Raw genomic sequence first — 26,873 nt, 5'->3', positions numbered from 1 at the left:
ATCCGCATGGGCAGTGCGATGGCCTCGGGCACTGTCGAGCCCCGCGCCGCCGAGCCGGTTCTGGAGACGACCGGCCTGTCGCGCAGCTTCACGCAGGGCGGCCAGACCATCGAGGTGCTCCGCGGCGTCGACCTGGCCATCGCGCCCGGCGAGATCGTCGCGCTGCTCGGCCCCTCGGGTTCCGGCAAGTCGACCCTGCTTCAGGCAGTCGGACTGCTGGAGGGCGGCTTTTCGGGCTCGATCCGCATTGCGGGCGAAGAGGTGTCGAAGCTCGACTCGCATGGCCGCACCATCGCGCGGCGCGACTATCTGGGTTTCGTCTATCAGTTCCACCATCTGCTGCCCGACTTCAACGCGATCGAGAATGTCGTCCTGCCGCAGCTGGTGCAGGGCAAGCTACCCGCCGCCGCCGATGCGCGCGCCAAGGGGCTGCTGACGGCCTTGGGCCTGGGCCATCGCCTGACCCATCGGCCCAGCCAGCTGTCGGGCGGCGAGCAGCAGCGCGTGGCGGTCGCCCGTGCACTCGCCAATCAGCCGCCTTTGGTGCTGGCGGACGAGCCGACCGGCAATCTCGACGAGCATACGTCCCAAGTCGTGCTGGCCGAGTTCCTACGGCTGGTGCGCGGCGAGGGGTCGGCGGCGCTGGTCGCCACGCATAACGAACGGCTGGCGCTGAAGATGGACCGGATCGTCCGCCTGCACGAAGGACGCCTGCAATGACCGTCTGGACCGAGACGCCCACGCTGACCGGTCGCCATGTCACGCTCCGCCCCTTCGTCGAAGCCGATATGCCCGCGCTGATCGACGCCGCGCGCGAGGGGGAGCTGTGGAACATCTTCTACGCCAATGTCTCGATGATGAAGACGCCGGACCGCTGGCTGGCGGCGGCGATCAAGGAGCGGGATGTCGGACGGGCCCTGCTGTTCACGGTCGAGACGCCGGAGGGCGATGTCGTCGGCACCACGCGCTACATGCGGATGGCGCCGCAGCACCGGCGGCTGGAGATCGGCGGCACCTTCTACGCCACCCGCGTCCAGCGCACCGGCGTGAATACCGAGGCGAAGCGGATGCTGCTGACCCACGCCTTCGACGTGATGGAGTGCCAAGCCATCCAAATCCGCACCGATGCGCTCAACAAGCGCAGCCAGGCGGCGATCGAACGCCTGGGCGCGAAACGGGACGGCGTGCTGCGCGGGCATCAGGTGACGGCCGAAGATCGGGTTCGCGACACCGTGGTCTATTCGATCCTTCGCCATGAATGGCCAGGCGTCCGCGCCAATCTCGACTATCTGCTGGGGAAGCACCGATGAGCGGTATAACGGATTTCACGGTCAAGGCGGCGGACGGCTCGGCCGTCGACCTGTCGCGCTATGCGGGACGCGTTCTGCTGATCGTCAACACCGCGTCGAAATGCGGCTTTACCCCGCAATATGAAGGGCTGGAGACGTTGCACCGCCGCTATGAGGAGCAAGGGCTGACCGTGCTCGGCTTCCCCTGCAACCAGTTCGGTGAGCAAGAACCCGGCGATGCGGCGGAGATCGCCAATTTCTGTTCGCTGACCTATGACGTGACCTTCCCCGTAATGGGCAAGGTCGACGTCAATGGCGATCACGCGGAGCCGCTGTTCCAGTGGCTGAAAGCGGAGGCTCCGGGTATTCTGGGGACGAAAGCGATCAAGTGGAACTTCACCAAGTTCCTGCTGAACCGGGATGGGCAGGTGGTGGATCGCTATGCACCCACTGCGAAACCCGAGGACCTGGCCAAGGACATCGAGGGACTTCTTTAGCGTTCCTCATGGGGTGATTTCGGCGAAGGTGGGGAGCATGCTCCCCACTCCGACGACGTCAGAGTGCAAAGGCGCTCGCACCCTTTTTGTGATCCAGTGCCGAGGCGATGGCCGTGATGCCGCCGAACAGGAAGCTGAGGCCCAGAATATAGCCCGGCAGGGTCATGGCGCTCAGCGGTAGGGTGGCCAGGACGAACAGCGCCAGCAGGATGTTCACCACCCCCAGCGCGATCATCAGCCCGCGCCGCCGCCGCATCCGCGCGCCCAGTCCGATTTCGAGCGCGCCGCGCAGGCCCAACCACACCGCGACGAGCAGCGTGATCGAGATCGCCCCCGTCGCAGGCTCGAACGCCATGATCAGGCCGATGATCAGCGAGACGAGACCGAAACCGATGGCATAGCCGCGCCCTTCATGTCCTTTGCCGAAAATCCCCGCAGCGATCGACACGATCCCGGCCGCCAGGAAAAAGGCCCCGATGACCAGTGTCGCGGCCAGGGTTGCGGGCACCGGGAACAGGAACGCGGCCAGCCCAAGCAGCGCCGACAAAACACCGTAAGCGAGAATCCAGCCCCAACCCGCGCCGGGCCGGATTGAGGTGGCGAAAGAACGATCGGTATCGGTCATGGTCTACGCGCCCTTCGTTCAAAGTCCTTCTGTTGGCGTAACGGTTTGCCCATGGCGGGGTTCCGCGCTGGTCGAATCACGCGGGCTCGGCTAGGGGTATGCCATGCATTCTGGATATGTGCCGCTTCGCATCTTTTCCTCCTTCACGATGCTCGACGGCGCGATCGATCCCAAGGCGATTGCGGCGCAGGCCAAGGCGAATGCCTTTCCCGCCGCCGGGCTGACCGACCGCAACGGGCTCTATGCCGCGATGGCCTTTTCGGACGCGGCGAAGAAGGCAGGGGTGCAGCCGATCATCGGCACGATGCTGGGCGTCGCGCGGCCGGACATGCCGGACAATGTCGCGCCGATGGTCGACTGGATCGCGCTCTATGCGCAGGACATGACCGGTTATGACAATCTGTGCGCGCTGGTGTCGGCGGCGCATCTCGATCGCCCGATCGAACTCGCCGCGCATGTCGGGTTCGACACGCTGGAGGCGTTCAGCAAGGGCCTGATCGTGCTGACCGCTGGGGGGGAGGGCGGTATCGCCCGGCTATTCGCGGAAGGGCAGCCCGACCGGGCGAAAACCTATGCCGACCGGCTTCAGGCGATTTTCGGCGACCGGCTCTATGTCGAACTGGCGCGCCGCGACGATGCGATCGAAATGGCGGCCGAGCAGGAGTTGATCGACCTGGCCTATGATCGCGACCTGCCCCTGGTCGCGACCAACCCCTGCTGTTTTACCGATAGCGGTTTCCGTGACGCGCATGACGCCATGCTGTGCATCGCCAATTCGACCTATGTCGAAATGGACGACCGTCCGAAGAGCTGTCCCGAGGCGTGGCTCAAGCCCGCCGAGTTGATGAAGCAGCTGTTCGCCGACTTGCCCGAGGCGATCGAGAACACGCTGGTCGTCGCCCAGCGCTGCGCCGTCATGGCGCCGTGGCGCAAGCCCATCCTCCCTAGCCTCGCGGGCGACCGCGAGGGCGAGGCGGCGATGCTCCGCCGCGACGCGACCGCCGGTCTGAACGCGCGGCTCGACCGCATCGCCGAGCTGGAGGGAGAGGGCGAACCCGGCTGGCGCGAGGCCTATCACGAACGGCTCAAGTTCGAGGTCGACATCATTATCCAGATGGGCTTCCCAGGATACTTCCTGATCGTCGCCGACTTCATCAAATGGGCCAAGGATCACGATATTCCCGTTGGTCCGGGCCGTGGCTCGGGCGCGGGCTCGGTCGTTGCCTGGGCGCTGACCATCACCGATCTCGATCCGCTGAAGCTGGGCCTGCTGTTCGAGCGCTTCCTGAACCCGGAACGCGTGTCGATGCCCGACTTCGACATCGACTTTTGCGAAACCCGGCGTGGTGAGGTCATCCGCTACGTTCAGGAGAAGTACGGCCGCGATCAGGTCGCGCAGATCATCACCTTCGGTAAGCTGAAGGCGCGGGCCGTGCTCAAGGACACCGGCCGCGTGCTCCAGATGAGCTATGGCCAGGTCGACCGCCTCGCCAAGCTGGTGCCCAACCATCCGACCGATCCCTGGGACCTGAAGCGCGCGCTGAACGGCGTGCCCGAGTTGGCGAAGGAGTACGCCAACGACAACCAGGTCCGCCGCCTGCTCGACCTCGCCACCAAGCTGGAGGGCCTGCCGCGCCACAGCTCGACCCACGCGGCCGGTGTGGTGATCGGCGACCGGCCGCTGGCGCAGCTGGTGCCGCTCTATCGCGATCCGCGCTCGGACATGCCGGTCACGCAGTTCGACATGAAGTTCGTCGAGGGCGCGGGGCTGGTGAAGTTTGACTTCCTCGGCCTGAAGACGCTGTCCGTCCTGCAAAAGGCGGTGCAGCTGCTCGCCAAGCGCGGGGTCGAGGTCGATCTGGGCGCGCTCGCCTGGGATGACGAGGCGACCTATGGCCTGCTCCAGAAGGGCGACACGGTCGGCGTGTTCCAGCTGGAATCGGAAGGGATGCGGCGCACCCTGTCCGCCGTCCGCCCGACCAATTTCGGCGACATCATCGCGCTCGTGTCGCTCTATCGGCCGGGCCCGATGGACAATATCCCCAGCTTCGGTCGCCGCAAGCAGGGCACCGAGGAGATCATCTACCCGCACGCCCTGCTCGAACAGATCCTGTCCGAGACCTATGGCATCTTCGTCTATCAGGAACAGGTGATGCAGGCCGCCCAGATCCTGGCGGGCTATTCCCTGGGCGGCGCCGATCTTCTCCGCCGCGCCATGGGTAAGAAGGTGAAGGCGGAGATGGACGCGCAGCGCGCCATCTTCGTGAAGGGCTGCGCGGAGGTGAACAACATCCCCGCGCAAAAGGCGAATGAGCTGTTCGACTTGATCGACAAGTTCGCCGGCTATGGCTTCAACAAGAGCCACGCCGCGGCCTATGCGCTGCTCGCCTATCAGACCGCATGGCTGAAGGCGCATCACCCGCATGAATTCTATGCGGCGTCGATGTGCTACGACATGGCGCTGACCGACAAGCTGGCGATCTTCGTCGACGATGCGCGGCGCATGGGCGTGACGATGCTGCCGCCGTGTATCAATGCCAGCCAGGCCGAGTTCGATGTCGAGGCGCATGAGGATGGCCTGGCCGTCCGCTATGCGCTGGGCGCGCTGAAGTCGGTGGGCGAGGGCGCGATGGAGAAGCTGGTCGTCGAACGAGAGGCGGGTGGTCCCTTCGCCTCGCTCGATGCGCTGGCCAAGCGGGTCGACCCCCGGCTGATGAACAAGCGCCAGCTGGAAACGCTGGCCTCGGCGGGCGCGTTCGACGGGATCGAGCCCAACCGCGCGGGTGTCCATGCGGTGGCCGAAACCGTCCTCGCCATCGCCGCGCGCACCCATGAGGGGCGGACCAGCGGGCAGGGCGGCCTGTTCGGCGAAACCGAGGTGGCGGGCGACGCGATCAAGCTGCCAACCGGCACCCGCTGGACCCTGTCGCAGCGGATGGAGCAGGAGAAGGAGGCGTTCGGTTTCTATTTCTCGGCGCATCCCGTCGATCGCCACGCGCATATCGCCAAGATGCACGGCGCGCGGACCTATACCTCGCTGACCGAGCTTATCATTCCCGACGACGGCGCGCGGATCGGCGCGACCATGGCGGCGCTGGTCGAGGATGCGCGCTGGCGCACCTCGGCGCGGGGCAAGCGTTACATGATGGCGCAGCTGTCGGATGCGACCGGGCAGTTCCTGGCGACCTGCTTCGACGATTCGGTCGCGGCCGATCTGGAAAAGGCGGCGAAGGAAGGCGATTGCGCGCTCATCACCGTCGAGCTGGACCGCCGCCCCGGCGAAGAAGCGCCGCGCGTCAGCATCAAGCGGGTGCAGTTGTTCGACGGTCTCGCCAGCACCGCCAAATTCGTGGTCGAGGTGACGGTGACCGACAAGGTGGCGTTCAAGGCGCTGCACGCCATGCTCGACCCCTTGCGCAATGGACGTGGTGAAGTCCGTGCGCGGATCGAGGGGGAGGGCGGTGACACCTTGCTGACGCTGGGTCGCAACTTCCTGCTCGATGCCGAACTCGCCAGCCATATCGAGGACTTGCCGGGCGTGAAGGCGGTGGCGATGAAGTCGTCCGAGGCGCGACTGGCGCTGGTCGGCTAAGGTCTTATCGCCCTATTCTCCGCCCCGGCCTTTGCGGGTCGGAGAATAGGGCTGCGCCGGGTCAGCCCCCGACTTCGCGTCGGTCCTGCTCTTCCTCACCGGCCTCGCCGTGATTGCCATAGCCGCCGCCCGAATGATCGGCGTCGTCCTCATTCTGTGTCGGCTGGGGCGTGGTCTGTTCGGGATCTTGGATCATCGCGTCTCTCCTTCCCCGGCCCAACGCATCGACACTGGCTCGCGATCCTCAGAACAACTCACCCTGCGCGCCGCTGGGCGGACGGAACTGGCTGGTGTCGAGCAGCGGCCGGTCGCGGTTGAGGCCGTGCAGTCGACACGCCCGGTGAAAGCGGACACGGAGCAACTCGGCCCAAGGCCCTTGCCCCTTCATCCGGGTGAAGAAATCGGGATCATTGTCTCGCCCGCCGCGCAAGGACTGGATGACCGCCATCACCTTGCCCGCCCGATCGGGAAAATGCTCCGACAGCCACGCGCGGAACAGCGGCGCGACCTCATGCGGCAGGCGAACGGGGATGAAAAAGGCATGACGGGCCCCAGCCCGTGCGGCCCGCTCGACCAGATGCTCGATCTCATGGTCCGTGATCGCCGGAATGACGGGCGCGATCGAGACATAGGTGGGGATGCCCGCCTCGGCCAGTTTCGTCACCGCCGCCAGCCGCCGCTCCGGCGTCGGCGCGCGCGGCTCGACCGTGCGGGCGACCTTCGCGTCGAGCGAGGTCACTGAAACGCAGACCATGGCGAGACCCTTGGCGGCCATCGGCGCGAGAATATCGATATCGCGCACCACTCGGTGCGACTTGGTGGTGATCGCGACCGGATGGTTCGTCTCGGCCAACACGTCCAGGATCGCCCGCGTGATCCGCCACTCTCCCTCGATCGGCTGATAGGGATCGGTGTTGGTCCCCAGCGCGATCGGCGCGACCCGGTAACTTGGCTTGCTCAGTTCCGCACGCAGCAGTTGGGCGGCGTCGGGCTTGGCGAATAAGCGGCTCTCGAAATCCAGCCCTGGCGACAGATCATGATAGGCATGGGTCGGCCGCGCGAAACAGTAGATGCAGCCATGCTCGCAGCCCGCATAGGCGTTGATCGACTGGCTGAATGGCACATCGGGTGAGCTGTTGCGGGTCAGGATCGTGCGGGGCTTGAGCATGGTCACGCTGGTGCGGAGCGGCGGCGGTGCGCCGTCGACCAGCCCCTGCGTGTCGAGCCAGTCGCCGTCCGCCTCGCGGTCCGGCAGCGCGAAGCGTTTGCTGGTTGCGTTCCCGGTTGCGCCGCGTCCTGCGGGCTTCACCATGATCGAAGCGTCTTGCCCATGGGTCGATAATATGGGAGCGTAGCGAACATATCAAGAACGGAAGGTGGATATGGCGCGCTTCGACTATCTGGAATTGCCGGTTGCTGATCGGGCGGAGGCCAAGCGTTTTTATGCGGCGGCGTTCGGTTGGACCTTCACCGACTTCGGGCCCGATTATGCCGCTACGATGAGCGGGGATACCGATCTGGGCCTCGACGCCGCGCCGGATAAGGTCAAGGCGCCGCTACCGGCAATCCGGGTCGCCGATCTGGAGGCCACACTGGCGGCGGTCGAAGCGGCGGGCGGGACGATCGCGGTGCCGATCTTCGCCTTTCCCGGCGGGCGGCGCTTTCATTTTCGCGATGTCGACGGGCATGAGATCGCGGCGATGCAGCCCGACTGATCAGCGTTCCAGCAGGCGCGGCATCAGCTCGACGAAGTTGCAGGGGCGGTGACGGCTGTCGAGCTGGTCGCGCAAAATGCCGTTCCACGCGTCCTTGACCGCGCCGGTCGAGCCGGGAAGCGCGAAGATATAGGTGCCGCGCGCGACGCAGGCGCAGGCGCGCGACTGGATGGTCGAGGTGCCGATCGTCTGGAAGCTCAGCCAGCGGAACAGCTCGCCGAAGCCGGGGATCATCTTGGTCGCGACCCGCTCGACCGCTTCGGGGGTGACGTCGCGCCCCGTCACGCCGGTGCCGCCGGTCGTCAGGATACAGTCTATGCTGGCGTCATCGATCCAGCGATGCAGTTGCGCCACGATATGATCGGCGTCGTCACGCAGGATGGTGCGCTCGGCAAGCTCGTGCCCGGCCTCGGTCAGCAACGTGACCAGCGTATCGCCCGAGCGATCCTCCGCCAGCGAGCGGGTGTCAGATACGGTCAGCACTGCGATGCGGACCGGGAAGAAGGTGCGGGTCGTGTCGATGGGCATGGGGTCGGAACGTCTCGAAACCATTTTGGGTGCGCTGGGACGAGGCGTCGATCAAGTCCCCAAGTCAGATCGGGCGCGGTCCAAGGCCGGAGGACCATCGGGTCGCGATCATTCCGCCCGAAAGCCGCCCGGCGCTCCAAGCGTCCTTCAACCCCGCAATCTCCGTCAGTTCGCCTGCGGCACCGTGGTATTCGACTGCGGGCTGACGGTCGCGTTCAGCGCGATGGTCGTGCGCGGGGCTACGCTGGCCTGTGCGACGTTCGGGCGTTGCAGGCGGATGGCGGTGGCGCCCGGCAGGCCGGGGAAGCGCGGCCACATGCCTTGCGCCAGCGCGGCGCGGCTCGGCGACTTGGTCTTGCCCGTCTGGCTTTCGTACATCCAGTAGTTGCGCAGGACCATGGTGACGTATCCCCGCGTCTCCCAATAAGGAATGCTCTCGATATAGAGGAGCGGGTCGCCGCCGTCGCGGACCAGGCTGTTCCACTCGCCCACCGGCTTGGGCCCCGCATTATAGGCCGCGATCACCTTGGGCAGCAGGCCGCCGGTGATGCCGGTCATGTCGCGCAGCCGCTCCAGATGGCGCTGGCCGATATCCATGTTCGTCGACGGCTTGGTCAGCGCGCTGCGGTCGATCGACACACCGCGTTCGCGTGCGAAGTCGGTCGCGGCGGCGGGCATGATCTGCATCAGGCCATAGGCACCCGCCGGGCTGACCACCTTGTTGCGAAAGCCGCTTTCCTGGAGCGTATGGGCATAGACCAGCGCCTTGTCGACGCGCCAGCCGCTGTCGGGGGCCCAGTTGGGCGTCGGATAGCGCGCCTCGGCGGTGGCGGTGACGCCCGCCGGGCAATTATGGGCGAGCCAGACGGTTGTAGCGGGCAGGTCGAGCGATTCGGCGAGGCGCACCAGGCTGCGGAATTCGGTCGGCTGGCCGATCCGCGCCTGCTGGCGGATCACCTGATCGGCCAAGTCGGTCTCACCGATCTCGACCAGCGCGGCGGCGACCAGGATGTTGGGACGACGATCCAGTGCGGCCCAATCGGTGGCAACGAGCTGCCCCTTGGGCTCGCGATCACCGCGCATCCCCAGCGCCTGGCGGGCGAGCTGGCCGTAAAAGCTCTCACGGAATTGCGAGGCGGAGCGCAGGCGGCCCTCGATCTTGTCGGGACGGCCGCACACCATGTCGGCGCGCGCGGCCCAGTAGAGCGCGGCGGCGCGCAGATCGACATCGGTCGCGCGGGCGGCCGTGCCCTCGAAAGCGGTTTCGGCGGCCTGACAGTCATTCTGACGCCAGGCGGACAGCGCGACGGTCCAGCGACCCTGCACCGCCCAGTCGCCCGAGCCCTCCGCCGCCTGGGCGGCGAGCGTGCGGGCATGGGCGTCGTCGCCCATCAGGAAATAGATCCAGGCGACCTTTTGCTGCCACTCGGTCAGGGCCTCGGGCGACAGGCCCTGCGTCGATTCGAGCAGCGCCTGGGCCGATGGGCCGTCATCCGCCTTGACGAAGGGCTGCATCCGGGCGGCGAGTTCGGCGGCGATCTGGTCGCTGCGAACGCTCTTGGCGCGAATGCGGCGGGGCGCGCCGTCCTGCCAGATCAGGGTATGCGCTTCCGGGAGCGGAGGCAGGTCGCGCGCCCCGCGCGAGCGGGCGAGGCGGGCCAGCTGCTCGGCCTGGGGCAGTTCGGGGGCTTCGTTGAGGAGCGCGACCAGCCGCTCGACATCGACCTTGGGCGAGCCCTTGGCGGTGTAGAGTTCGGCGCGGGCGATGGCGTGGAGGGGGCCGGGCTTCAGCGCGTCGAGCTGCAGCTGCGCGTCGGTCCAGCGGCTGTCGCGGATCGCAGCGAAGACACGGGCGTAACCGGCCTTCTGGTCGGCATCGAGCAGGGCGGGGATGCTGGGCGGGGCCTTGATCGCGGCGGGGCTGCGGGCGTCGGTGGTGGCGGCGGGTTCGGCGGCGATGGCGGCGCTTGCCCCGGCCAGCAAAGCCCCGATGGTCGCTCCTCGCGCGATCGCCCGGCTCAGCTTCATGCGTTCAATTCCCCCATGACCCTTTGCAAATCTTTCCAGCTTTCCGCCTTCGCCATCGGCTTTTCGATCAGAAAGCGCGGATGGAAACTGGCGACAGCACGAGACATGCCGCTTTTATGGTCAACAGCGTGTGAATGTCCGCGCGCACTGGTGAGTTCGGTCCCGAGCACGGCACGGCTCGCCGCATTGCCGAGCAACAGCAGCGCGCGCGGGGCGACCAGCCCGACATGATGCCGCGTGATCTCCGCCAGCCGGGTCTCCAGATCGGCGGGCGTGCGTCCCGCCAACGGCCGGCGGGTACAGACCGAGGCGATGTGCACCGTCTCGCGCGACTGCCCGATCGCAGCGAGCATCCGGTCGAACAACCGACCCGGCGCGCCCGACAGGATGTGCCCTGCATCGCCATCGTCGCGGTCGGGGCAATCGACCAGCACCATCAGCGCCGCATCGGCCGGGCCTGTCGCGGTCAGCGAAATGCCGTCCCAATTCGCTTCCGGCGCGGCGTCGGACAGGCGCCACGTCAGGAACGCCTCCAGCGTGTCGGGCAATTGCGCGACGGATGCCAAGGCGACCGCCGGTACAGCGGGCGCGGGGCTGGCGGCGGGCGCGAAAACGGCGACACGGGCCGGTTCGGCGGCGGCCCAGTCGCGCGCTTCGTCCTCGACCAGCAGGTCGACGCCCGCATCATGCCACCAGTCGAGTATGCTGGCGGCCAGTGCACCGTCCAGCGGCGCGGTATCGAACGTCGGAATAGCCCCCATATGGCATCGGTCCATGCTGCAAGGTTGACGTTCGCGTCAATCTGTCGGATCGACAGTCGGGACAAGATGTTTTCCGTCCGCGCCCGGACGAACCCGCTTCAAGGGGGCGTGCGACAGCGGCGCGGTCAAATGCGAGGATGCCATGAGCGAACGCGAATCGATGCCCTATGACGTGGTGATCGTCGGCGCAGGTCCGGCGGGCCTGTCGGCGGCGATCCGGTTGAAGCAGTTGGCCGCCGAACAGGGCAGCGAGCTGGCCGTCTGCGTTCTCGAAAAGGGATCGGAGGTCGGCGCACATATCCTGTCGGGCGCGGTGATCGACCCGATCGCGCTCGACGAACTGCTGCCCGACTGGCGCGAGGATGGCTGTCCGCTGGCCGAGGTGCCGGTGACGGAGAACCTCCACTGGATCTTGAGCGCCACCAAGCAGCGTAACCTGCCGCACGCGCTGACCCCGCCGTTCATGCACAACAAGGGCACCTATACCGGAAGTCTCGGCAATCTGTGCCGCTGGCTGGCGGGCAAGGCCGAGGAGCTGGGCGTCGAGATATTTCCCGGTTTCGCCGCCGCCGAAATCCTGTTCCACGAGGATGGCCGGGTAAAGGGTGTCGCGACCGGCGACATGGGCGTGGCGCGGGACGGTACGCACAAGCCCGACTACCAGCCGGGCCTGGAGCTGCACGCCAAATACACCTTCTTCGCCGAGGGGGTGCGCGGTCATTTGTCGAAGGAGATCATCCGCCAGTTCGACCTCGCACGCGACAGCCAGCCGCAGGTCTATGGCCTCGGCATCAAGGAGTTGTGGGACATCGATCCCGCCAAGCATGTGCCGGGCCGGGTGATCCATACTCAGGGCTGGCCACTGGGCCATGACGCCAATGGCGGCGGCTTTATCTATCACCAGGCTGGGGGGCAAGTCGCGCTCGGTTTCGTGACCTGGCTGAACTACACCAACCCTTACATCTCCCCGTTTCAGGAGATGCAGAAGTGGAAGACGCATCCCGTCATCGCCGAGCTGCTGAAGGGTGGCAAGCGCGTCTCCTACGGCGCACGCGCGATCAATGACGGCGGGCTCCAGGCGATCCCGAAGCTGACCTTCCCCGGCGGCGTGCTGGTTGGCTGTTCGGCGGGTTTCCTGAACGTGCCGCGCATCAAGGGCACGCACGGCGCGATGAAGTCGGCGATGCTGGCGGCCGAGGCGGCGTTCGCCGCCGTACAGGCGGGTCGCGAGGGCGATGAACTGACCGATTATCCGGAAGCGTTCCGCGCGTCCTGGCTCTACAAGGAGCTGTCGACCGTCCGCAACGTCGTGCCGCTGGTCAAGAAATATGGCGACACGCTGGGCTCCGGCTTGGCGGGCGCGACCATGTGGGCCGAGCATTTCGGGCTGAAGATGCCCTTCACCATGAAGCACAAGCCCGATCACGAAAGCCTGTGGCGCAAGGATCAGGTGAAGAAGCCGGATTACCCGAAGCCAGACGGCGTGCTGACCTTCGATCGCCTGTCCTCGGTGTTCCTGTCGAACACCAATCACGAGGAGGACCAGCCGGTCCACCTGACGCTGAAGGACGCGTCGGTGCCGATCGCGCACAACCTGCCCTTGTTCGACGAGCCTGCGCAACGCTACTGTCCCGCCGGTGTTTATGAAGTGGTGGGTGTGGAAGTGGGCGATCCGAAGTTCGTGATCAACGCCCAGAACTGCGTCCACTGCAAGACGTGCGACATCAAGGACCCGACCCAGAACATCAACTGGGTCGTGCCGGAAGGCGGCGGAGGACCCAATTATCCCAATATGTAAGCGTTCGTTTTTTCGCCTGCTGACCGGCACCGTGCTGGTCGCGGCGTGCTGGCCCACCGCATCCTGGGCAGCGGTCGGTCCCGGCCGTTCGCCCTTGTCCTCCTATCTCGCCGCGCGGGTCGCGGCGTCGGAGGGGCGGTCGGCCGAAGCGAGCGGGGATTATGCGATCGCGCTGAGCGGCTGGCCCGACGATCCGGCGGTGGCCGTGCGGGCTTACCGCGAGGCGATGATCAGCGGCGACCAGGCGCTGGCGTTACGGGCGGCGAGGGTGATGGAGGCGGAGAAGGTCGCCCCCATCGATGTCGCGCTGCTCGACCTGGCCATCGCCGCGCGCAAGGGGGACCGGGCGAGCTATGATGCCGCGCTTGCCCGGATCGATACGGGGGCGTTGCGCATCGTCGCCCCCGTGCTTCGCGCCTGGGCGGCGTGGGATCGCAAGCAGCCGGTCGAACCGGCGCTCGACAGCGCGGGCAAGGAGCCGGTCGCGCGGCGACTGGCCGACGAGCACCGCATCCTGCTGGCGCTCGCCGCCAAGCGCATGGACGACCAAAGCGCACGCGTCCTGCTGGAGACGATGGAGGCGTCTGCCGATACGCGCATCGCCGCTGCGCAGGTGATGGCGGGGCGTGGGGATGAAGCGAATGCGAAGGGGTTGCTGAGCGACCCGCTGGTCTCGGCCGATCGTCGCGCGCTCGGCGCGAAGCCTGATCTCGGTTTCGGGGTCTCGCGGCTGCTCGCCCGTGTCGCGGCCGAACTGGTGGGGGAAGGGCCACGCCCGCTGGTCATCGCGCTCGCGCGCACCGCGCTGATCGCCGATCCCGAGAATGACCGTGCCCGGCTGTTGATGGCTGAGGCGCTGTCGAAGGATGAAGCCTGGGATGCCGCGATCTCTGCCCTCGAGGGCGTTGCCCCGCGCGGCGCCTTCGCGCACCGGGCCGCTATCGTGCGCATCGGCCTGCTGGGCGCGGCGGGCCGGGATGGCGAGGCGCTGATGCTCGCCAGGGGGCTGGCTACGGCCAAACAGGCCATGGTCGACGATTGGCAGGTTTATGGCGACCAGCTGATCGCCGCCAAGCAGCCGGCAGAGGCCGCCATCTGGTATGAGCGTGTCACCCGCGCCGATCCGCCCATCCCCTGGGCGGCATGGCTGCAATATGGCGGTGCGCTGGATCAGGCGGGTCGCGTCGACGAAGCGGATGCCGCGCTCGCCAAGGCGGTGCAGCTGGGCCCCGACGAGCCGTTGGCACTCAACTATCTGGGTTATGCCCGGATCGAGCGGGGCAAGGACGTGCCCGCCTCGCTGGCGCTGCTCGAAAAGGCGAGCAAGCTGGACCCCGACAATGCCTCGATCACCGATTCGCTCGGCTGGGGCTATTTTCGGGCGGGGCAGACCAAGCGGGCGCTCCCGCTGGTCGAGCGCGCCGCCATGGCCGAGCCCGCCAATAGCGAGATCAACGACCATCTCGGCGACATCTACTGGGCGCTGGGACGGCATTACGAGGCGCGTTACGCCTGGCGTGCGGCGGCGCTGACCGCGGAGGCGGATGCGCAGGCCAAAATCGCGGCGAAGCTGGCAGGCTGATCGCTCTTGCCGCGCCGTCCCGTGCACCGCATGGGGCGGCGTATGACTGCTATCGTCGAGACCGCCCCTGCCAAGATCAACCTGGCGCTCCATGTCCGCCGTCGGCGCGCCGATGGCTATCACGAGCTGGAGACGTTATTCGCCTTTTGCCGCGACGGTGATGTGGTGACGGTGGAGCGGGCGGCGGCGACTACGCTGACCCTGACCGGGCCGTTCGCCGGGGTGCTGGCGGGTGAGTCGCAGGACGATAATCTCGTCATGCGGGCGGTGCGGGCGTTCCAGGCGCGGTTCGCGGTGGCGGATCATTATGCCATCACGCTCGACAAGCATTTGCCGGTCGCATCGGGGATCGGCGGCGGCTCGGCCGATGCGGCGGCCACGCTGCGGGCGCTGGCACGGCTTCATGGCATCGTGCCTGATCATGTCGATCTCTTTGGGATTGCCGGAGAACTGGGCGCGGACGTACCCGCCTGCCTGCTGGGCCGGACCGCGCGCGGCGAGAGCAAGGGGGATGCGCTGCAGCCGCTGGAGCCGCTGGGCGAGCGGCCCGTACTGCTGGTCAATCCTGGCGTCGGCGTGTCGACGGCGGCGGTCTTCGGGCGCTGGGACGGCGACGATCGCGGGCCGCTGGGACAGGGCGAGGTGATGGCGGCTGCGACAGCGGGGCGTAACGATCTGGAACCGCCCGCCCGCGCCATCGCGCCGGAGATCGACGCGGTGCTGGCACTGCTGGAGGCGTCGCCCGGCGTTGTGTTCAGCCGCATGTCGGGCTCGGGCGCGACCTGCTTTGCCATATTCCAGGATGCAGCGGCGCGGGATGCGGCCGCGGACGCGGCGCGAACGCGCGATTGGTGGGCGCTGGCGACTTTTTTGCGATAGGCTTTGTTCGCATCTTGTTCTCATGGAACAAAGCACATACATTGCAGATGCGTTGAATGGACCACCATGTTGGTCTAGCGAGGGAAGCATCTGATGGCCGCCAATCTGAAAGTGATCGAAACAGGCATGGCAACCGCAAACGCAGACCGGCAAAAGGCGCTCGACGCCGCGCTCGCTCAGATCGACCGGGCATTCGGCAAGGGCTCCGCGATGAAGCTGGGGCAAAAGGAAACAATGCAGGTCGAGGCGATCTCGACCGGCTCGCTGGGCCTCGACATCGCACTCGGCGTCGGCGGCCTGCCGCGTGGCCGGGTGATCGAGGTGTACGGCCCCGAATCGTCGGGCAAGACGACGCTGGCGCTGCACGTCATCGCCGAGGCGCAGAAGATGGGCGGCACCGCTGCCTTCGTCGACGCCGAACACGCGCTCGACCCCGTCTATGCCAAGAAGCTGGGCGTCAATATCGACGAACTGATCGTGTCGCAGCCGGATACCGGCGAGCAGGCGCTGGAAATCACCGACACGCTGGTTCGCTCGAACGCGATCGACGTGTTGGTGGTCGACTCGGTCGCTGCGCTCGTGCCGCGCGCGGAAATCGAGGGCGAGATGGGCGACAGCCATGTCGGCCTCCAGGCCCGCCTGATGTCGCAGTCGCTCCGCAAGCTGACCGGTTCCATCAGCCGTTCGCGCTGCATGGTGATCTTCATCAACCAGCTGCGCATGAAGATCGGTGTGATGTACGGTAACCCGGAGACGACGACGGGCGGCAATGCGCTGAAATTCTATGCCTCGGTCCGGCTCGACATCCGTCGTACCGGCCAGATCAAGGATCGCGAGGACATCACCGGCAACACCACGCGGGTGAAGGTGGTGAAGAACAAGGTCGCGCCGCCGTTCAAGCAGGTCGAATTCGACATCATGTATGGCGAGGGCATCTCGAAGATTGGCGAGATCCTCGACCTAGGCGTCAAGGCCGGGCTTGTCGAGAAGTCGGGCAGCTGGTTCTCCTACGACTCGGTGCGGATCGGGCAGGGGCGTGAGAACGCCAAGAATTACCTGCGCGACAATCCCGACATGGCCGACCGGCTGGAGCGGGCGATCCGCCAGCGGACCGAGAAGGTTGCCGAGGAGATGATGACCGGCCCGGATGCCGAGGACGACATCTAAGGCTATTGCGGCCCGCCGGAGACGGCGGGCCGTTTTGTTTTCGACGTGAACAAGAGCGAGGGCGGGGTCGCGGCATGACCGGCATGATGGATTGGCAGGGCCGGGTCGGCGATGTCTGGGCGGCGGAATGGCGTCGTACCGATCGCAGTCTGGCGGACCTGTCGCGCCATCTGGATGCGGCCATCGCCACGGTGGCCCCCGAACAGGGTCATGCGCTCGACATCGGCAGTGGGGCGGGGGCGACCAGCCTGGCGCTCCGGGCCGCGCGTCCGGGACTGCGGGTGACCGGTGCCGATCTGTCTCCCGGCCTGGTGGAGCGCGCCCGGACCCGCGCGGTCGACGGGGGAGGCGATGCCCCCCATTTTATCTGCGACGACGCGCTGGTGGTGGCGGAGCGCGAGGGGCCCTTCGACCTGTTCGTCTCGCGCCACGGCGTGATGTTCTTTCCCGATCCCGTCGCGGCCTTCACCCGGTTGAGATCCACCGCGCACGACGGTGCGGTCATGGTCTTTTCCTGTTTCGACGACCGCGCGCGAAACGCTTTCGCGACTGTGGCGGACGAAGCGCTGGGAACACCTCCGACGCCTGTCATGGGATACCAGCCGGGGCCCTTCGCGTTTGCCGACAGGGATGAAGTGGAGGACTTTCTCACGCGGTCGGGCTGGCACACCGAGAGCGCGACGCAGGTGTCTTTCGATTATGTGACCGGCGAGGGCGACGATCCGGTGGAGGATGCGCTGTCCTTCCTGTCGCGGATCGGTCCCGCCGCGCGGGGCTTGGCCGAGGCGGGTGCGGATGAACGGGCGCGCATCGAGGACCGGCTGCGGGCGGCACTGTCTCGTTATCGCGTGGGAGACCAGGTTACGCTGCCCGGATCGGCATGGATCTGGCATTTGCGCGCCGGGGCTTGAAAAGGAGCGCGTCGGAGTCCTTGATGTCCTCGTCTGCCCCAAGCCCGATTTTGGGCTCTTTTACTGCCCGAGGGAGACTTTGAGGATCATCCGCCCTTTCCTCCAATGACGCTTGATAGGAAGCCATTGGAGAGGTGGTGGGGCCGCAGAGCGGGTCTGAGGTCCCGCGCCGCTGGTAGACGGATTGCTTTTCTGGAAGTCGTGGCGGACCCATTCCCACCCACTGCCTATCGCGCGTCCTTACGGGGGGCGTTGGAATAGCGATCCGGTGTCGCACGACCATTTTTATGGCTCGGTGCCTCCCGTTCGCGCGTCTCTCCTATTCGTGCCGCCTTGGGCGTGAGGAGCGAATGGCCGCCCTTCGACCAGCCTTTGCGCCCGCTTGGTGATCTGACGCGTTATCGCGCCCGCATCATGGGGAATTGGCATGACGATCATCGTCCATCATCTGGAAAACAGTCGGTCGCAGCGCATCCTGTGGATGCTGGAGGAACTGGACCTGCCCTATGAGGTGAAACGCTATGAGCGTGATCCTAAGACGATGCTCGCGCCTCGCGAGCTGCGGGCGGTGCACCCGCTCGGCAAGTCGCCGGTGATCGAAGATGATGGCCTGGTCATCGCCGAGACGGGCGCGATCGTTGAGTATCTGGTGGGCAAGGGTGACGGCCGGCTGGGCCCGCCCGCGCATCGCGAGGCCATGCAGCGCTGGCGTTTCTGGCTGCATTACGCGGAAGGGTCGTTGATGCCGCCGCTGTTCGTGCTGCTGGTGCTCAGCCGCATTCCCGTCATGGGCAAGGTGGCGATGAAGCGCTTCCAGCCGATGGTCGACCGCCATCTCGATTACGTCGAGAGTGAACTGACCCAGTTTCCCTGGTTCGCGGGCGACCAGATGACGGCTGCGGACATCATGATGAGCTTCCCGCTCGAAGCGGCGCGGTCGCGGGCGGGGTTGGATGAGCGCCGCCCCGCGACCATCGCCTGGCTGGAGCGCATCCACGCCCGCCCCGCCTATCAGGTCGCACTCGCCAAGGGCGGGCCTTATGCCTATGCCTGAGGGCGAACGCTGACGCGCCGCCCGCGATCAGTGCCCGCCGATCTGGCGGAAACTGTCGGGGGCGGGCTCGGTCGGCGTACCGGAGGGCGCGTGGAGCGATGGAACGTCGACCGGCTCGGGCGGGTCGAGCGGGCCTTCCCACTTGGCGATGACCGCGCTCGCGACGGCGTTGCCGATCACATTGGTCGCCGAGCGCCCCATATCGAGGAAATGGTCGACCGCCAGGATCAGCAGCAAGCCCGCCTCGGGGATGTTGAACATCGGCATGGTGGCCGCGATTACCACCAGCGAGGCGCGCGGCACGCCCGCAATCCCCTTCGACGTCACCATCAGCACGAGCAGCATCGTGATCTGCTGCCCGATCGACAGGTCGATGCCGTATGCTTGCGCGATGAACAGCGACGCGAAGGTCATGTACATCATCGAGCCGTCGAGGTTGAACGAGTAACCCAGTGGCAGGACGAAGCTGGCGATGCGCGGGGGGACGCCGAACCGGTCCAGCCCCTCCAGGATGCGGGGGTAGGCGGCCTCCGACGACGCGGTCGAGAAGGCCAGGATCAGCGGTGCGCGGATGTGCGCGATCAGGTCGCGCACACGCGGGCCGATGAACAGCGCCGCGATGCCGAGCAGCACGCACCACAGCAGGATGAGGCCCAGGTAGAAGCTGCCCATGAAGATGGCGAGCTTGCCGATCACCGACGGCCCCTGCTCGGTCAGCGTGCCCGCGACGGCGGCGAACACCGCGATCGGGGCGACCCGCATGACGTAATCCGTGACCTGCAACATCACCGCGACCAGCGCATCGACCGCGCGGACGAGCGGCGCGGCCCGCTCGCCAACCGCCGTGATGGCAACGCCCAGGAACAGCGAGCCGATGACGATCTGCAGCACCTCGTTGGTCGCCATCGCCTCGATCAGAGACGCGGGGACCAGGTGGGTGACGAATTTCTGCAGGTCGAACCCGGCCTTCACCACGCCGCTATCGGCGGTGACGGCGGGCAGCGGCAGGTTCAGGCCGACCCCGGGATGGAGCAGGTTGACCAGCAGCATGCCCAGGCTGAGCGAGAGGAGGCTGGCCGAGATGAACCAGGCGAGCGAGCGCACGCCGATCCGCCCCAGCGCCTTGGTATCGCCCATTTGCGCGATGCCCGACACCAACGTCGCGAAGACCAGAGGCGCGATGATCATCTTGATCAGGCGCAGGAACAGCCCGGTGACGATCGCGAAATAGCCCGCGATCGACTTCAGTTGCGCGGTCGCCGCCGCGCTGCCGTCGTTCAGCGACAGGTTGATCGAAAGCCCGACGATCAGCCCCAAAACCAGGCCGATGAAGATGTACAAGGTCAGCCGCTTGGCCATGCCTACCCCAATATAAGTTCCGCGCGCGAGCCAAGGGCATTGCGGCGCTCAGGTCAAGAATTCTATCGTGCCCGTCATGCAGACCCTGTTGTCCCGCCGCACGCTGATCGCCGCCGCCGTCCTGCCGCTCCTCGTCCGGCCGGGCCTGCTGCGCGCCGCCGAGCCGGACCTGTCGGCGCTGTCCGACATCACCGGCGGGGCGGTGCCGATCGGCCCGGAGGAGCGCGCCCGGCGTCTGGCGCGGGCGCAAGCTCTGATGAAGGCGAACGGAATCGGTGCGATCCTGATCGAGCCGGGATCGACCATGGTCTATTTTACCGGCGTGCGCTGGGGCCGGAGCGAGCGGCTGACCGCGGCGATCCTGCCGGTCGAGGGGCAGCCGTGTATCGTCACGCCCTTCTTCGAGGAGCCGTCGGTCCGCGAGACGCTGTCCGTGCCCGCCGAGGTGCGGGTGTGGCAGGAGGATCAGAACCCGCTCGCTATGGTCGCGGGCTTCCTGCGTGACCGCAAGCTGAGCGGGCGACCGATCGGGATCGAGGAGACGGCGCGCTTCTTCGCCTTTGACGGGCTGCAAAAGGCGTTGCCCGGCGTCCGGCTGGTGTCGGCCAACCCGGTCGTGCGCGGATGCCGGATGATCAAGACGCCGGCCGAGATCGCCTTGATGCAGCTGGCGACCGACGTGACCATGGCTGCCTATCGCTGGCTGTACCCCCGCGTCGAGGCAGGCATGACCGGCGCGGAAATCGGCGCGCTGATGAGCGCGGCGACCCGCAAGCTGGGTGGCAGCCCGGAGTTCAGCATGGCGCTGGTCGGCGAGGCATCGGCCTATCCGCATGGCAGCAAGCTGGTGCACCGCGTCGCGGACGGGCAGGTGGTCCTGATGGACTGCGGCTGCACGGTGCAGGGTTATCAGTCCGACGTCTCGCGCAGCTGGGTTCACGGCAAGCCCAGCGCGGAGCAGCGCAAGGTCTGGGATATGGTGGCGAAGGGACAGCAGGTGGCTTTGGCGGCTGCGAAGCTGGGCGCTCCGGCGGGCAGTATCGATGATGCGGTGCGGCGCTTTTACACCGCCCAGGGGTTCGGCCCCGATTATCGCCTGCCGGGCCTGTCGCACCGGACCGGGCATGGCATCGGCATGGACGGGCACGAGCCGGTCAATCTGGTACGCGGCGAGGCGACGCCGCTGGCGCCCGGCATGTGTTTCTCCAACGAGCCGGGGCTGTATCTGCCGGGTAAGTTCGGCATCCGGTTGGAGGATTGCTTCCACATGACCGAGGCCGGGCCGGTGTGGTTCTCCACACCGCCCAAGGCGATCGAAGCCCCGCTCGGTTGAGCGTGACGCTGGAAGAACAGGGCTATGCCCTTTGGTCGTCGCGGTTGGACGATGGCGAGCTCATCGCGCTGGCCGCGCTGTTCGGCGATTGGCCGGTCGGGCGGCCCGGGCAGCGGATCGATGCCGGGCGGGTGATGCAGTTGACCGGGGTTCGGCGGCTGATGGCGGATCAGGCTCCGGCGATGCGACCGGTTCGGGCGGTGCTGTTCGACAAGAGCGACGACGCGAACTGGGCGTTGGCCTGGCATCAGGACCGCGCCATCGAGGTGGCTGAACGGCGCGATGCCGAGGGCTTCGGGCCATGGACCGTCAAGCAGGGGCGGGTGCATGTCGCGCCGCCCGTCGCGCTGTTGGAGCGTATGATGACGGTGCGCTTCCATCTCGATCCGGTCGATACCGATAATGCGCCTCTGCTGGTCGTGCCGGGATCGCATCGACTGGGCCTGATACCCGAAGACGCAATCGAGGACGTGGTGGCCCGGCATGGTCAGGCGATGTGTCTGGCGGAGGCGGGTTCGGTCTGGCTCTATCGCACGCTTATCCTTCATGGCTCTGCCCGATCCAGCCCGGGGCGACATCGACGTGTGCTGCAGATCGACCTGTCGGCGGACGATTTGCCCGGCGGATTGTCTTGGGCCGTCGACGGTTGAAGCACGGGGGCGAGATGCGACGAACGGCCTCCCGCTTGCGGGCGCTTGAGCAGGAACAATTCCTCGCCTAAGTCGCGTTCATGACCTCGACCAACGACATCCGCCGCGGCTTTCTCGACTATTTCGGTTCGGAGGGGCACCAGATCGTGCCCTCCGCGCCGCTCGTGCCGCAGAACGACCCGACGCTGATGTTCGTGAATGCGGGTATGGTGCCGTTCAAGAACGTGTTCACCGGCCTGGAATCGCGCCCCTATTCGACGGCGACCAGCTCGCAGAAGTGCGTGCGCGCGGGCGGCAAGCATAACGATCTCGATAATGTTGGCTATACGGCGCGGCATCATACCTTCTTTGAAATGCTCGGCAATTTTTCGTTCGGCGACTATTTCAAGGAACAGGCGATCACCCATGCCTGGACCCTGCTGACCAAGGTCTGGGGCATTCCCGCCGAGAAGCTGACCGCCACCGTCTATCACACCGATGACGAGGCGTTCGACCTGTGGAAAAAGATTGCCGGACTGCCCGATCACAAGATCATTCGCATCCCGACCAAGGACAATTTCTGGGCGATGGGCGAGAACGGTCCGTGCGGTCCGTGCTCTGAAATCTTCTACGACCACGGCGATCATATCTATGGCGGCCCTCCCGGCAGCCCCGAGGAGGATGGCGACCGATTCGTCGAGATCTGGAACCTGGTCTTCATGCAGTTCGAGCAGGAGGCCAACGAGATCGTCGGCGAGCTTCCCAAGAAGTCTATCGACACCGGCATGGGGCTGGAGCGGATCGCCGCCGTCCTGCAGGGCGTGCACGACAATTACGACACCGACACCTTCAAGGCGCTGATCGCCGCCTCGTGCGAGCTGACCCACACCAAGGCCGAAGACGGCCAGAAGGCGTCGCACCGCGTGATCGCCGATCATCTGCGCTCGGCCGGTTTCCTGGTGGCGGACGGTGTGCTGCCCGCCAATGAAGGGCGTGGCTATGTTCTGCGCCGGATCATGCGCCGCGCGATGCGTCACGCGCATCTGCTGGGCGCCAAGGAGCCGTTGATGCACCGGCTGGTCCCGGCGCTGGTCGCCGAGATGGGCGCGGCCTATCCCGAACTGGTCCGCGCGCAGCCACTGATCGAGGCGACGTTGAAGCAGGAAGAAACCCGCTTCCGCCAGACGCTCGACAAGGGGCTGAAGTTGCTCGACGAAGCGACGGTGGGCATGGCGCCCGGCGCGACGCTGGCGGGCGAGACGGCGTTCAAGCTCTATGACACGTATGGCTTCCCTTATGACCTGACCGAGGACGCGCTGCGCGCGCAGAACCTGTCGGTCGACCGTGCGGGCTTCGATGCCGCCATGGCCGAGCAGAAGCGCGCCGCGCGCGCCGCCTGGAAGGGTTCGGGCGCGAAGGCGTCGGACGATGTGTGGTTCGACATCGCCGAAGAGACGGGCTCGACCGAATTCCTGGGCTATGCCTCCGACACGGGCGAGGGCGAAGTGCTGGCACTGGTCAAGGACGGTGCACGTGTCGATAGCGCTGCCGCTGGCGATACGGTGTCGATCATCGTCAACCAGACGCCTTTCTATGGCGAAAGCGGCGGTCAGGTCGGCGACAGCGGCACCATCTCGAACGACACCGGGCTGAAGGCGATCGTTACCGACACCTCCAAGCAGCTCGGCCGCGTATTCGTGCACAATGCAGAGATCCAGGAAGGCGGCATCAAGGTCGGCGACAGCGTGAAGCTGGCCATCGACACTACCCGCCGCGCCGCGATCCGCGCCAACCATTCGGCGACGCATCTTCTGCACGAGGCGCTGCGTCAGCGGCTGGGCACCCATGTCGCGCAGAAGGGGTCGCTGGTCGCGCCGGAGCGTCTGCGCTTCGACTTCTCGCAGCCGGTCGGCATGACCGCCGACGACATCGCCGAGGTCGAGACTAAGGTGAACGAGCAGGTGCGCGGCAACGGCCCGGTCGTCACCCGCCTGATGACGCCCGACGAAGCGATCGAAATGGGCGCGATGGCGCTGTTCGGTGAGAAGTACGGCGACGAGGTTCGCGTCGTGTCGATGGGTGAGGATGCCGACGGCACCTACTCCCTCGAACTCTGCGGGGGCACCCATGTGAACGCCCTGGGCGAGATCGGCGTGTTCAAGATCGTGTCGGAAGGCGCGGTGTCGAGCGGCGTGCGCCGTGTCGAGGCGCTGACCGGTGAGGGCGCGCGAGCGTACCTTTCGCACCGCGACGACATGCTGAAGGCCGCCGCTGCGACGCTGAAGACTACGCCCGACGAGGTGCCCGCGCGCATCGCCGCGCTGGTCGAGGATCGTCGCCGTCTGGAGCGCGAACTGGCCGAGGCAAAGAAGGCGCTCGCCATGGGCGGCGGTGCCGGTGGTGCGGCCGCCGGGCCGGAGCAGATCGGCGACGTGGCGTTTATCGGCCAGGTGCTCGACGGCTTCGAGGCCAAGGGGCTGCGTGGTGCGGTGGACGATGCCAAGCAGCGTCTGGGCGGTTCCGGTGTCGCGGTGATGGTCGCGGTGAATGACGGCCGCGCCTCGGTCGCGGTCGGCGTGACCGACGATCTGACGGGTAAGCACAATGCGGTCGAGCTGCTGCGCAAGGCGGTAGCGGCCTTGGGCGGGCAGGGCGGCGGTGGCCGTCCCGACATGGCCCAGGGCGGCGGTCCTGACGGTACCAAGGGCGCCGAAGCGTTGCAGGCGGTCCGGGACGCTCTGGCGGAATAGTTCCAATCAAGAAGAAGGGGAGGGCACCAGAATGGGCCAGGTTTGGAAAGCGGCTTTCACACTGGTGCCCCTCCTTTCGCTGTCGCTGACGGCCCATCCTGCCGAAGGACAGGTGGCGGGCGGCTCGGTCACGGTGACGGGCCGGCCGGTGCCGAAACGGGCCATCGTCGATCGATGGGTGCGCGACCTTTCGGTGCGGCGCGGGTCCGACGAACCGCTGGCGCGCGTGAGTGCAGAGCTGTGCGTCGCCACGGCGGGGCTTGCGCCGGATTTCGGCAGGCTATTGGCGGACCGCGTGCTGGCCAATGCCGAACGATTGAACATCCGTCTGGGCGGCGACAAGTGTCGTCCCAATGTCTTGATCCTGTTCGTGGATCATGGCGCGGAGCAGGTCGATTGGCTGCTCAATCACCGGCCGGGCATTTTCGGTGATCTGCCCTATGCCACGATCCGCCAGCTGCGCCACGACCGTGGCCCCGTCCACGCCTGGCACATTACCGCCATAGCCAGCCGTGACGGCGATCAGCTGATGATGGGACCTGACGGTTATCCGACTTTACATATACCCTCGGCAAGTCGCATCGAGGCACCGATCCAGTCGCTGATCGTGGCTGCGGTCGTCCTGATCGATCGCTCGGCCGTGGTCGGCAAGTCCGTCAATCAAATTGCGGATTATGCGACGATGCGAACCCTGGCCGTCGTTAACCCGCAGCTGAACCGGGTGGAAGGCGATCGGTATGGCACGATCCTGTCGCTCTTTGGAAAGACCGACGCGCCCATGCAACTGACGGCGTTCGATTGGGGATATTTGCGGGGACTGTATACAGGCCGGGCTACCCGGCGAACATCGGCACAATATGCCGATATGGCGCGTTCGATCGAGAGCGAACTGGCCGCCGGAGACAAGACACCGTGAAATCTCAGGACGGACGTCGCGACCTGACCGCCGGGCCGATCGGCAAGACCCTGCTTCTGTTCGCGCTGCCCACCCTGGGGTCGAGCGTGCTGCAATCGCTCAACGGGTCGATCAACGCCATCTGGATCGGCCAGTTTCTGGGTGAGCGGGCGCTTGCGGCGACGACCAATGCCAACATCATCATGTTTCTGCTGGTCGCGGCGACCTTTGGCTTCGGCATGGCGGCGACCATCCTGATCGGCCAGAATATGGGGCGGCGGGATGTCGATGCGGTACGACGGGTGCTGGGATCGGCACTGGGGCTGTTCGCGGTCATCTCGACGCTGACCGTCGTGCTCGGCTGGCTGGCCGCCCCCGCCATTCTGCGCGCGCTGGCCACCCCGGCGGAGGTCTATCCGCTGGCGCTCGCCTATCTGCGGGTCATCTTCGTCGCGATGCCGCCGGGGTTCATCAGCGTGCTGTTGACCATGGCGCTGCGCGGGGTGGGCGATTCGATCACACCGCTCAAGTTCATGGCGCTGGGTTCGGTGCTGGACGTCGTGCTGAACCCCGTCTTTATCCTGGGGCTGGGGCCCGCGCCTGCGCTGGGGATCGAGGGGTCGGCGATCGCCACGCTGATCGCCAATAGCGGATCGCTGCTGGCGCTCGTCACCTATCTTTATGCCAAGGATCTGGTCGTGCGGCTGCGCGGGGCTGAGTGGCGCTATCTGATCCCGACCCCGACGCTGCTGAAGACGATCGTGGTCAAGGGGTTTCCGATGGGGCTCCAGATGCTGGTCGTCTCCACCTCGGCGCTGGCGATGATGGGGCTGGTCAACCGGCATGGCACCTCGACCACCGCCGCCTATGGCGCGGCGAACCAGCTGTGGACCTATATCCAGATGCCCGCCATGGCGGTGGGCGCGGCGGTCAGCGCGATGGCGGCGCAGAATATCGGTGCAGGCCAATGGGACCGGGTCGACCGGATCACCCGCGCGGGGCTGCGCATGAACCTGTTGCTGACGGGCGTGCTCGTGCTGGTGGTGACGCTGCTCGACCGGCATGTGCTGTGGCTGTTTCTGGGTAATGAGCAGGGCGCGATCGATATCGCCGCGCGGATCAACCTGATCGCCGGATGGAGCTTCATGCTCTTTGGCGTGTCGATGGTGCTGGCGGCGACGGTGCGGGCCAATGGCGCGGTGGTCGGGCCGCTCGTCATCCTGGCGATCGCGATGTTTCCGGTCCGTTTTGGCCTGGCCAATCTGTTCGAGCCGATGCTGGGATCGGACGCGATCTGGTGGAGCTTTCCGGCGGGCTCGCTGGCATCGATGGTGATGACCATCGCCTATTACCGCTATGGCAATTGGCGGAAGGGGCGGATGACCGTCCCGGCTGGTAAGGAAGAGTGCGAGGAGCAGGCCCTGGCCGAGGGGCAGCCGACCAACAAGGCGATGCCGGTCGGCTGATCCCTCTCGGGCGCG

General features: G+C 66.5%; 23 protein-coding genes. 16 read left to right on the top strand and 7 right to left on the bottom strand.

The genetic code is table 11. From position 1 onward, the window contains the following. Positions 1-18: 18 nt before the first annotated feature. Genes SSA01S_RS02320 through SSA01S_RS02310 form a run of 3 tightly spaced genes read left to right on the top strand, consistent with a single transcriptional unit; the run spans position 19 to position 1,786 of the window. Positions 19-720, top strand: coding sequence for an ABC transporter ATP-binding protein (locus SSA01S_RS02320; RefSeq protein WP_061779106.1), 702 nt, complete (start codon positions 19-21; stop codon positions 718-720). After that, entirely contained in the window at positions 717-1,310 is a 594-nt protein-coding gene (locus SSA01S_RS02315) for a GNAT family N-acetyltransferase (RefSeq protein ID WP_061779029.1), read from the top strand. Before SSA01S_RS02320 ends, SSA01S_RS02315 begins: the two co-directional genes overlap by 4 nt. After that, positions 1,307-1,786, top strand: coding sequence for a glutathione peroxidase (locus SSA01S_RS02310; RefSeq protein WP_061779028.1), 480 nt, complete (start codon positions 1,307-1,309; stop codon positions 1,784-1,786). The genes SSA01S_RS02315 and SSA01S_RS02310 overlap by 4 nt, the downstream gene beginning before the upstream one ends. A gap of 58 nt (positions 1,787-1,844) precedes the next feature. On the opposite strand, the gene SSA01S_RS02305 is transcribed toward SSA01S_RS02310, so the two are convergent. Then, positions 1,845-2,411: an HdeD family acid-resistance protein gene (locus tag SSA01S_RS02305; RefSeq protein ID WP_061779027.1), complete on the bottom strand. Its 567-nt coding sequence runs from the start codon at positions 2,409-2,411 to the stop codon at positions 1,845-1,847. Positions 2,412-2,514: 103 nt separating this feature from the next. Here SSA01S_RS02305 and dnaE point away from each other — a divergent pair, with 103 nt between their 5' ends. Further along, positions 2,515-6,003, top strand: coding sequence for a DNA polymerase III subunit alpha (dnaE, locus tag SSA01S_RS02300; protein WP_061779026.1), 3,489 nt, complete (start codon positions 2,515-2,517; stop codon positions 6,001-6,003). Positions 6,004-6,064: 61 nt separating this feature from the next. On the opposite strand, the gene SSA01S_RS20130 is transcribed toward dnaE, so the two are convergent. Next, positions 6,065-6,199 (bottom strand): hypothetical protein, encoded by a 135-nt coding sequence (locus tag SSA01S_RS20130; protein ID WP_272867540.1) that lies wholly within the window; start codon positions 6,197-6,199, stop codon positions 6,065-6,067. A 48-nt stretch (positions 6,200-6,247) separates the two neighbouring features. Then, positions 6,248-7,315: a PA0069 family radical SAM protein gene (locus SSA01S_RS02295; RefSeq protein WP_061779025.1), complete on the bottom strand. Its 1,068-nt coding sequence runs from the start codon at positions 7,313-7,315 to the stop codon at positions 6,248-6,250. Between the two features lie 70 nt (positions 7,316-7,385). Between SSA01S_RS02295 and SSA01S_RS02290 the strand changes: the two genes are divergently transcribed. Next, positions 7,386-7,718, top strand: a complete 333-nt coding sequence (locus SSA01S_RS02290) for a VOC family protein (protein WP_061779024.1) — start codon at positions 7,386-7,388, stop codon at positions 7,716-7,718. Here the strand turns inward: SSA01S_RS02290 and moaB are convergent, their stop codons facing one another. The 3 genes from moaB to SSA01S_RS02275 form a co-directional block, all read right to left on the bottom strand. Further along, the gene (gene moaB / locus SSA01S_RS02285; protein ID WP_061779023.1) at positions 7,719-8,246 is read right to left on the bottom strand and encodes a molybdenum cofactor biosynthesis protein B; all 528 of its coding nucleotides are present in this window, start codon (positions 8,244-8,246) and stop codon (positions 7,719-7,721) included. It abuts the gene before it with no gap. A 165-nt stretch (positions 8,247-8,411) separates the two neighbouring features. Next, on the bottom strand, positions 8,412-10,274 hold the full coding sequence (locus SSA01S_RS02280) for a lytic transglycosylase domain-containing protein (RefSeq protein WP_170171837.1): 1,863 nt from the start codon (positions 10,272-10,274) through the stop codon (positions 8,412-8,414). Next, complete coding sequence (locus SSA01S_RS02275; protein ID WP_369691209.1) at positions 10,271-11,050, bottom strand: uracil-DNA glycosylase; 780 nt, start codon at positions 11,048-11,050, stop codon at positions 10,271-10,273. The genes SSA01S_RS02280 and SSA01S_RS02275 overlap by 4 nt, the downstream gene beginning before the upstream one ends. 127 nt (positions 11,051-11,177) lie before the next feature. Here SSA01S_RS02275 and SSA01S_RS02270 point away from each other — a divergent pair, with 127 nt between their 5' ends. From SSA01S_RS02270 to SSA01S_RS02245, 6 genes are all read left to right on the top strand, one after another. Then, positions 11,178-12,833: an electron transfer flavoprotein-ubiquinone oxidoreductase gene (locus SSA01S_RS02270; protein ID WP_061779021.1), complete on the top strand. Its 1,656-nt coding sequence runs from the start codon at positions 11,178-11,180 to the stop codon at positions 12,831-12,833. 31 nt (positions 12,834-12,864) lie between these two features. Beyond that, positions 12,865-14,415, top strand: a complete 1,551-nt coding sequence (locus tag SSA01S_RS02265; protein WP_244885517.1) for a tetratricopeptide repeat protein — start codon at positions 12,865-12,867, stop codon at positions 14,413-14,415. Positions 14,416-14,457: 42 nt separating this feature from the next. Next, positions 14,458-15,294 carry a 4-(cytidine 5'-diphospho)-2-C-methyl-D-erythritol kinase gene (locus SSA01S_RS02260; RefSeq protein WP_061779020.1) on the top strand — a complete coding sequence of 279 codons (837 nt, stop codon included), beginning with the start codon at positions 14,458-14,460 and terminating at the stop codon, positions 15,292-15,294. Between the two features lie 93 nt (positions 15,295-15,387). Next, complete coding sequence (recA, locus tag SSA01S_RS02255) at positions 15,388-16,461, top strand: recombinase RecA (RefSeq protein WP_058716777.1); 1,074 nt, start codon at positions 15,388-15,390, stop codon at positions 16,459-16,461. 74 nt (positions 16,462-16,535) lie between these two features. Further along, positions 16,536-17,372 (top strand): class I SAM-dependent methyltransferase, encoded by an 837-nt coding sequence (locus SSA01S_RS02250; RefSeq protein ID WP_061779019.1) that lies wholly within the window; start codon positions 16,536-16,538, stop codon positions 17,370-17,372. A gap of 427 nt (positions 17,373-17,799) precedes the next feature. Beyond that, positions 17,800-18,426, top strand: coding sequence for a glutathione S-transferase family protein (locus tag SSA01S_RS02245; protein ID WP_061779018.1), 627 nt, complete (start codon positions 17,800-17,802; stop codon positions 18,424-18,426). A 27-nt stretch (positions 18,427-18,453) separates the two neighbouring features. Here SSA01S_RS02245 and SSA01S_RS02240 read toward each other — a convergent pair whose 3' ends face one another. After that, positions 18,454-19,785 carry a dicarboxylate/amino acid:cation symporter gene (locus SSA01S_RS02240; RefSeq protein ID WP_061779017.1) on the bottom strand — a complete coding sequence of 444 codons (1,332 nt, stop codon included), beginning with the start codon at positions 19,783-19,785 and terminating at the stop codon, positions 18,454-18,456. 76 nt (positions 19,786-19,861) lie between these two features. On the opposite strand from SSA01S_RS02240, the gene SSA01S_RS02235 reads away from it, so the two are divergent. The 5 genes from SSA01S_RS02235 (at position 19,862) to SSA01S_RS02215 (ending at position 26,858) form a co-directional block, all read left to right on the top strand. Next, complete coding sequence (locus SSA01S_RS02235) at positions 19,862-21,118, top strand: M24 family metallopeptidase (RefSeq protein ID WP_061779016.1); 1,257 nt, start codon at positions 19,862-19,864, stop codon at positions 21,116-21,118. Between the two features lie 2 nt (positions 21,119-21,120). Next, positions 21,121-21,768 carry a phytanoyl-CoA dioxygenase family protein gene (locus SSA01S_RS02230; RefSeq protein ID WP_061779015.1) on the top strand — a complete coding sequence of 216 codons (648 nt, stop codon included), beginning with the start codon at positions 21,121-21,123 and terminating at the stop codon, positions 21,766-21,768. Between the two features lie 80 nt (positions 21,769-21,848). Further along, the gene (alaS, locus tag SSA01S_RS02225; protein WP_061779014.1) at positions 21,849-24,497 is read left to right on the top strand and encodes an alanine--tRNA ligase; all 2,649 of its coding nucleotides are present in this window, start codon (positions 21,849-21,851) and stop codon (positions 24,495-24,497) included. A gap of 64 nt (positions 24,498-24,561) precedes the next feature. After that, positions 24,562-25,413 carry a hypothetical protein gene (locus SSA01S_RS02220; RefSeq protein WP_156477631.1) on the top strand — a complete coding sequence of 284 codons (852 nt, stop codon included), beginning with the start codon at positions 24,562-24,564 and terminating at the stop codon, positions 25,411-25,413. Beyond that, complete coding sequence (locus SSA01S_RS02215; RefSeq protein WP_061779012.1) at positions 25,410-26,858, top strand: MATE family efflux transporter; 1,449 nt, start codon at positions 25,410-25,412, stop codon at positions 26,856-26,858. Before SSA01S_RS02220 ends, SSA01S_RS02215 begins: the two co-directional genes overlap by 4 nt. The last annotated feature ends 15 nt before the right edge of the window (positions 26,859-26,873 follow it).

Source organism: Sphingomonas sanguinis NBRC 13937 (genome assembly GCF_001591005.1).
GTDB lineage: Bacteria > Pseudomonadota > Alphaproteobacteria > Sphingomonadales > Sphingomonadaceae > Sphingomonas > Sphingomonas sanguinis.
This window is presented reverse-complemented; position numbering and strand designations above follow the sequence as displayed.

Bases quoted from the DNA above. Each gene is read 5' to 3' on its own strand.
- SSA01S_RS02295 (WP_061779025.1), bottom strand. From the start codon at position 7,315: ATGGTGAAGCCCGCAGGACGCGGCGCAACCGGGAACGCAACCAGCAAA.
- moaB (WP_061779023.1), bottom strand. From the start codon at position 8,246: ATGCCCATCGACACGACCCGCACCTTCTTCCCGGTCCGCATCGCAGTG.
- SSA01S_RS02305 (WP_061779027.1), bottom strand. From the start codon at position 2,411: ATGACCGATACCGATCGTTCTTTCGCCACCTCAATCCGGCCCGGCGCG.
- recA (WP_058716777.1), top strand. From the start codon at position 15,388: ATGGCCGCCAATCTGAAAGTGATCGAAACAGGCATGGCAACCGCAAAC.
- SSA01S_RS02315 (WP_061779029.1), top strand. From the start codon at position 717: ATGACCGTCTGGACCGAGACGCCCACGCTGACCGGTCGCCATGTCACG.
- SSA01S_RS02245 (WP_061779018.1), top strand. From the start codon at position 17,800: ATGACGATCATCGTCCATCATCTGGAAAACAGTCGGTCGCAGCGCATC.
- SSA01S_RS20130 (WP_272867540.1), bottom strand. From the start codon at position 6,199: ATGATCCAAGATCCCGAACAGACCACGCCCCAGCCGACACAGAATGAG.
- SSA01S_RS02290 (WP_061779024.1), top strand. From the start codon at position 7,386: ATGGCGCGCTTCGACTATCTGGAATTGCCGGTTGCTGATCGGGCGGAG.
- SSA01S_RS02270 (WP_061779021.1), top strand. From the start codon at position 11,178: ATGAGCGAACGCGAATCGATGCCCTATGACGTGGTGATCGTCGGCGCA.
- SSA01S_RS02260 (WP_061779020.1), top strand. From the start codon at position 14,458: ATGACTGCTATCGTCGAGACCGCCCCTGCCAAGATCAACCTGGCGCTC.
- SSA01S_RS02310 (WP_061779028.1), top strand. From the start codon at position 1,307: ATGAGCGGTATAACGGATTTCACGGTCAAGGCGGCGGACGGCTCGGCC.
- SSA01S_RS02275 (WP_369691209.1), bottom strand. From the start codon at position 11,050: ATGGACCGATGCCATATGGGGGCTATTCCGACGTTCGATACCGCGCCG.
- alaS (WP_061779014.1), top strand. From the start codon at position 21,849: ATGACCTCGACCAACGACATCCGCCGCGGCTTTCTCGACTATTTCGGT.
- SSA01S_RS02235 (WP_061779016.1), top strand. From the start codon at position 19,862: ATGCAGACCCTGTTGTCCCGCCGCACGCTGATCGCCGCCGCCGTCCTG.
- dnaE (WP_061779026.1), top strand. From the start codon at position 2,515: ATGCATTCTGGATATGTGCCGCTTCGCATCTTTTCCTCCTTCACGATG.
- SSA01S_RS02250 (WP_061779019.1), top strand. From the start codon at position 16,536: ATGACCGGCATGATGGATTGGCAGGGCCGGGTCGGCGATGTCTGGGCG.
- SSA01S_RS02240 (WP_061779017.1), bottom strand. From the start codon at position 19,785: ATGGCCAAGCGGCTGACCTTGTACATCTTCATCGGCCTGGTTTTGGGG.
- SSA01S_RS02320 (WP_061779106.1), top strand. From the start codon at position 19: ATGGCCTCGGGCACTGTCGAGCCCCGCGCCGCCGAGCCGGTTCTGGAG.
- SSA01S_RS02280 (WP_170171837.1), bottom strand. From the start codon at position 10,274: ATGAAGCTGAGCCGGGCGATCGCGCGAGGAGCGACCATCGGGGCTTTG.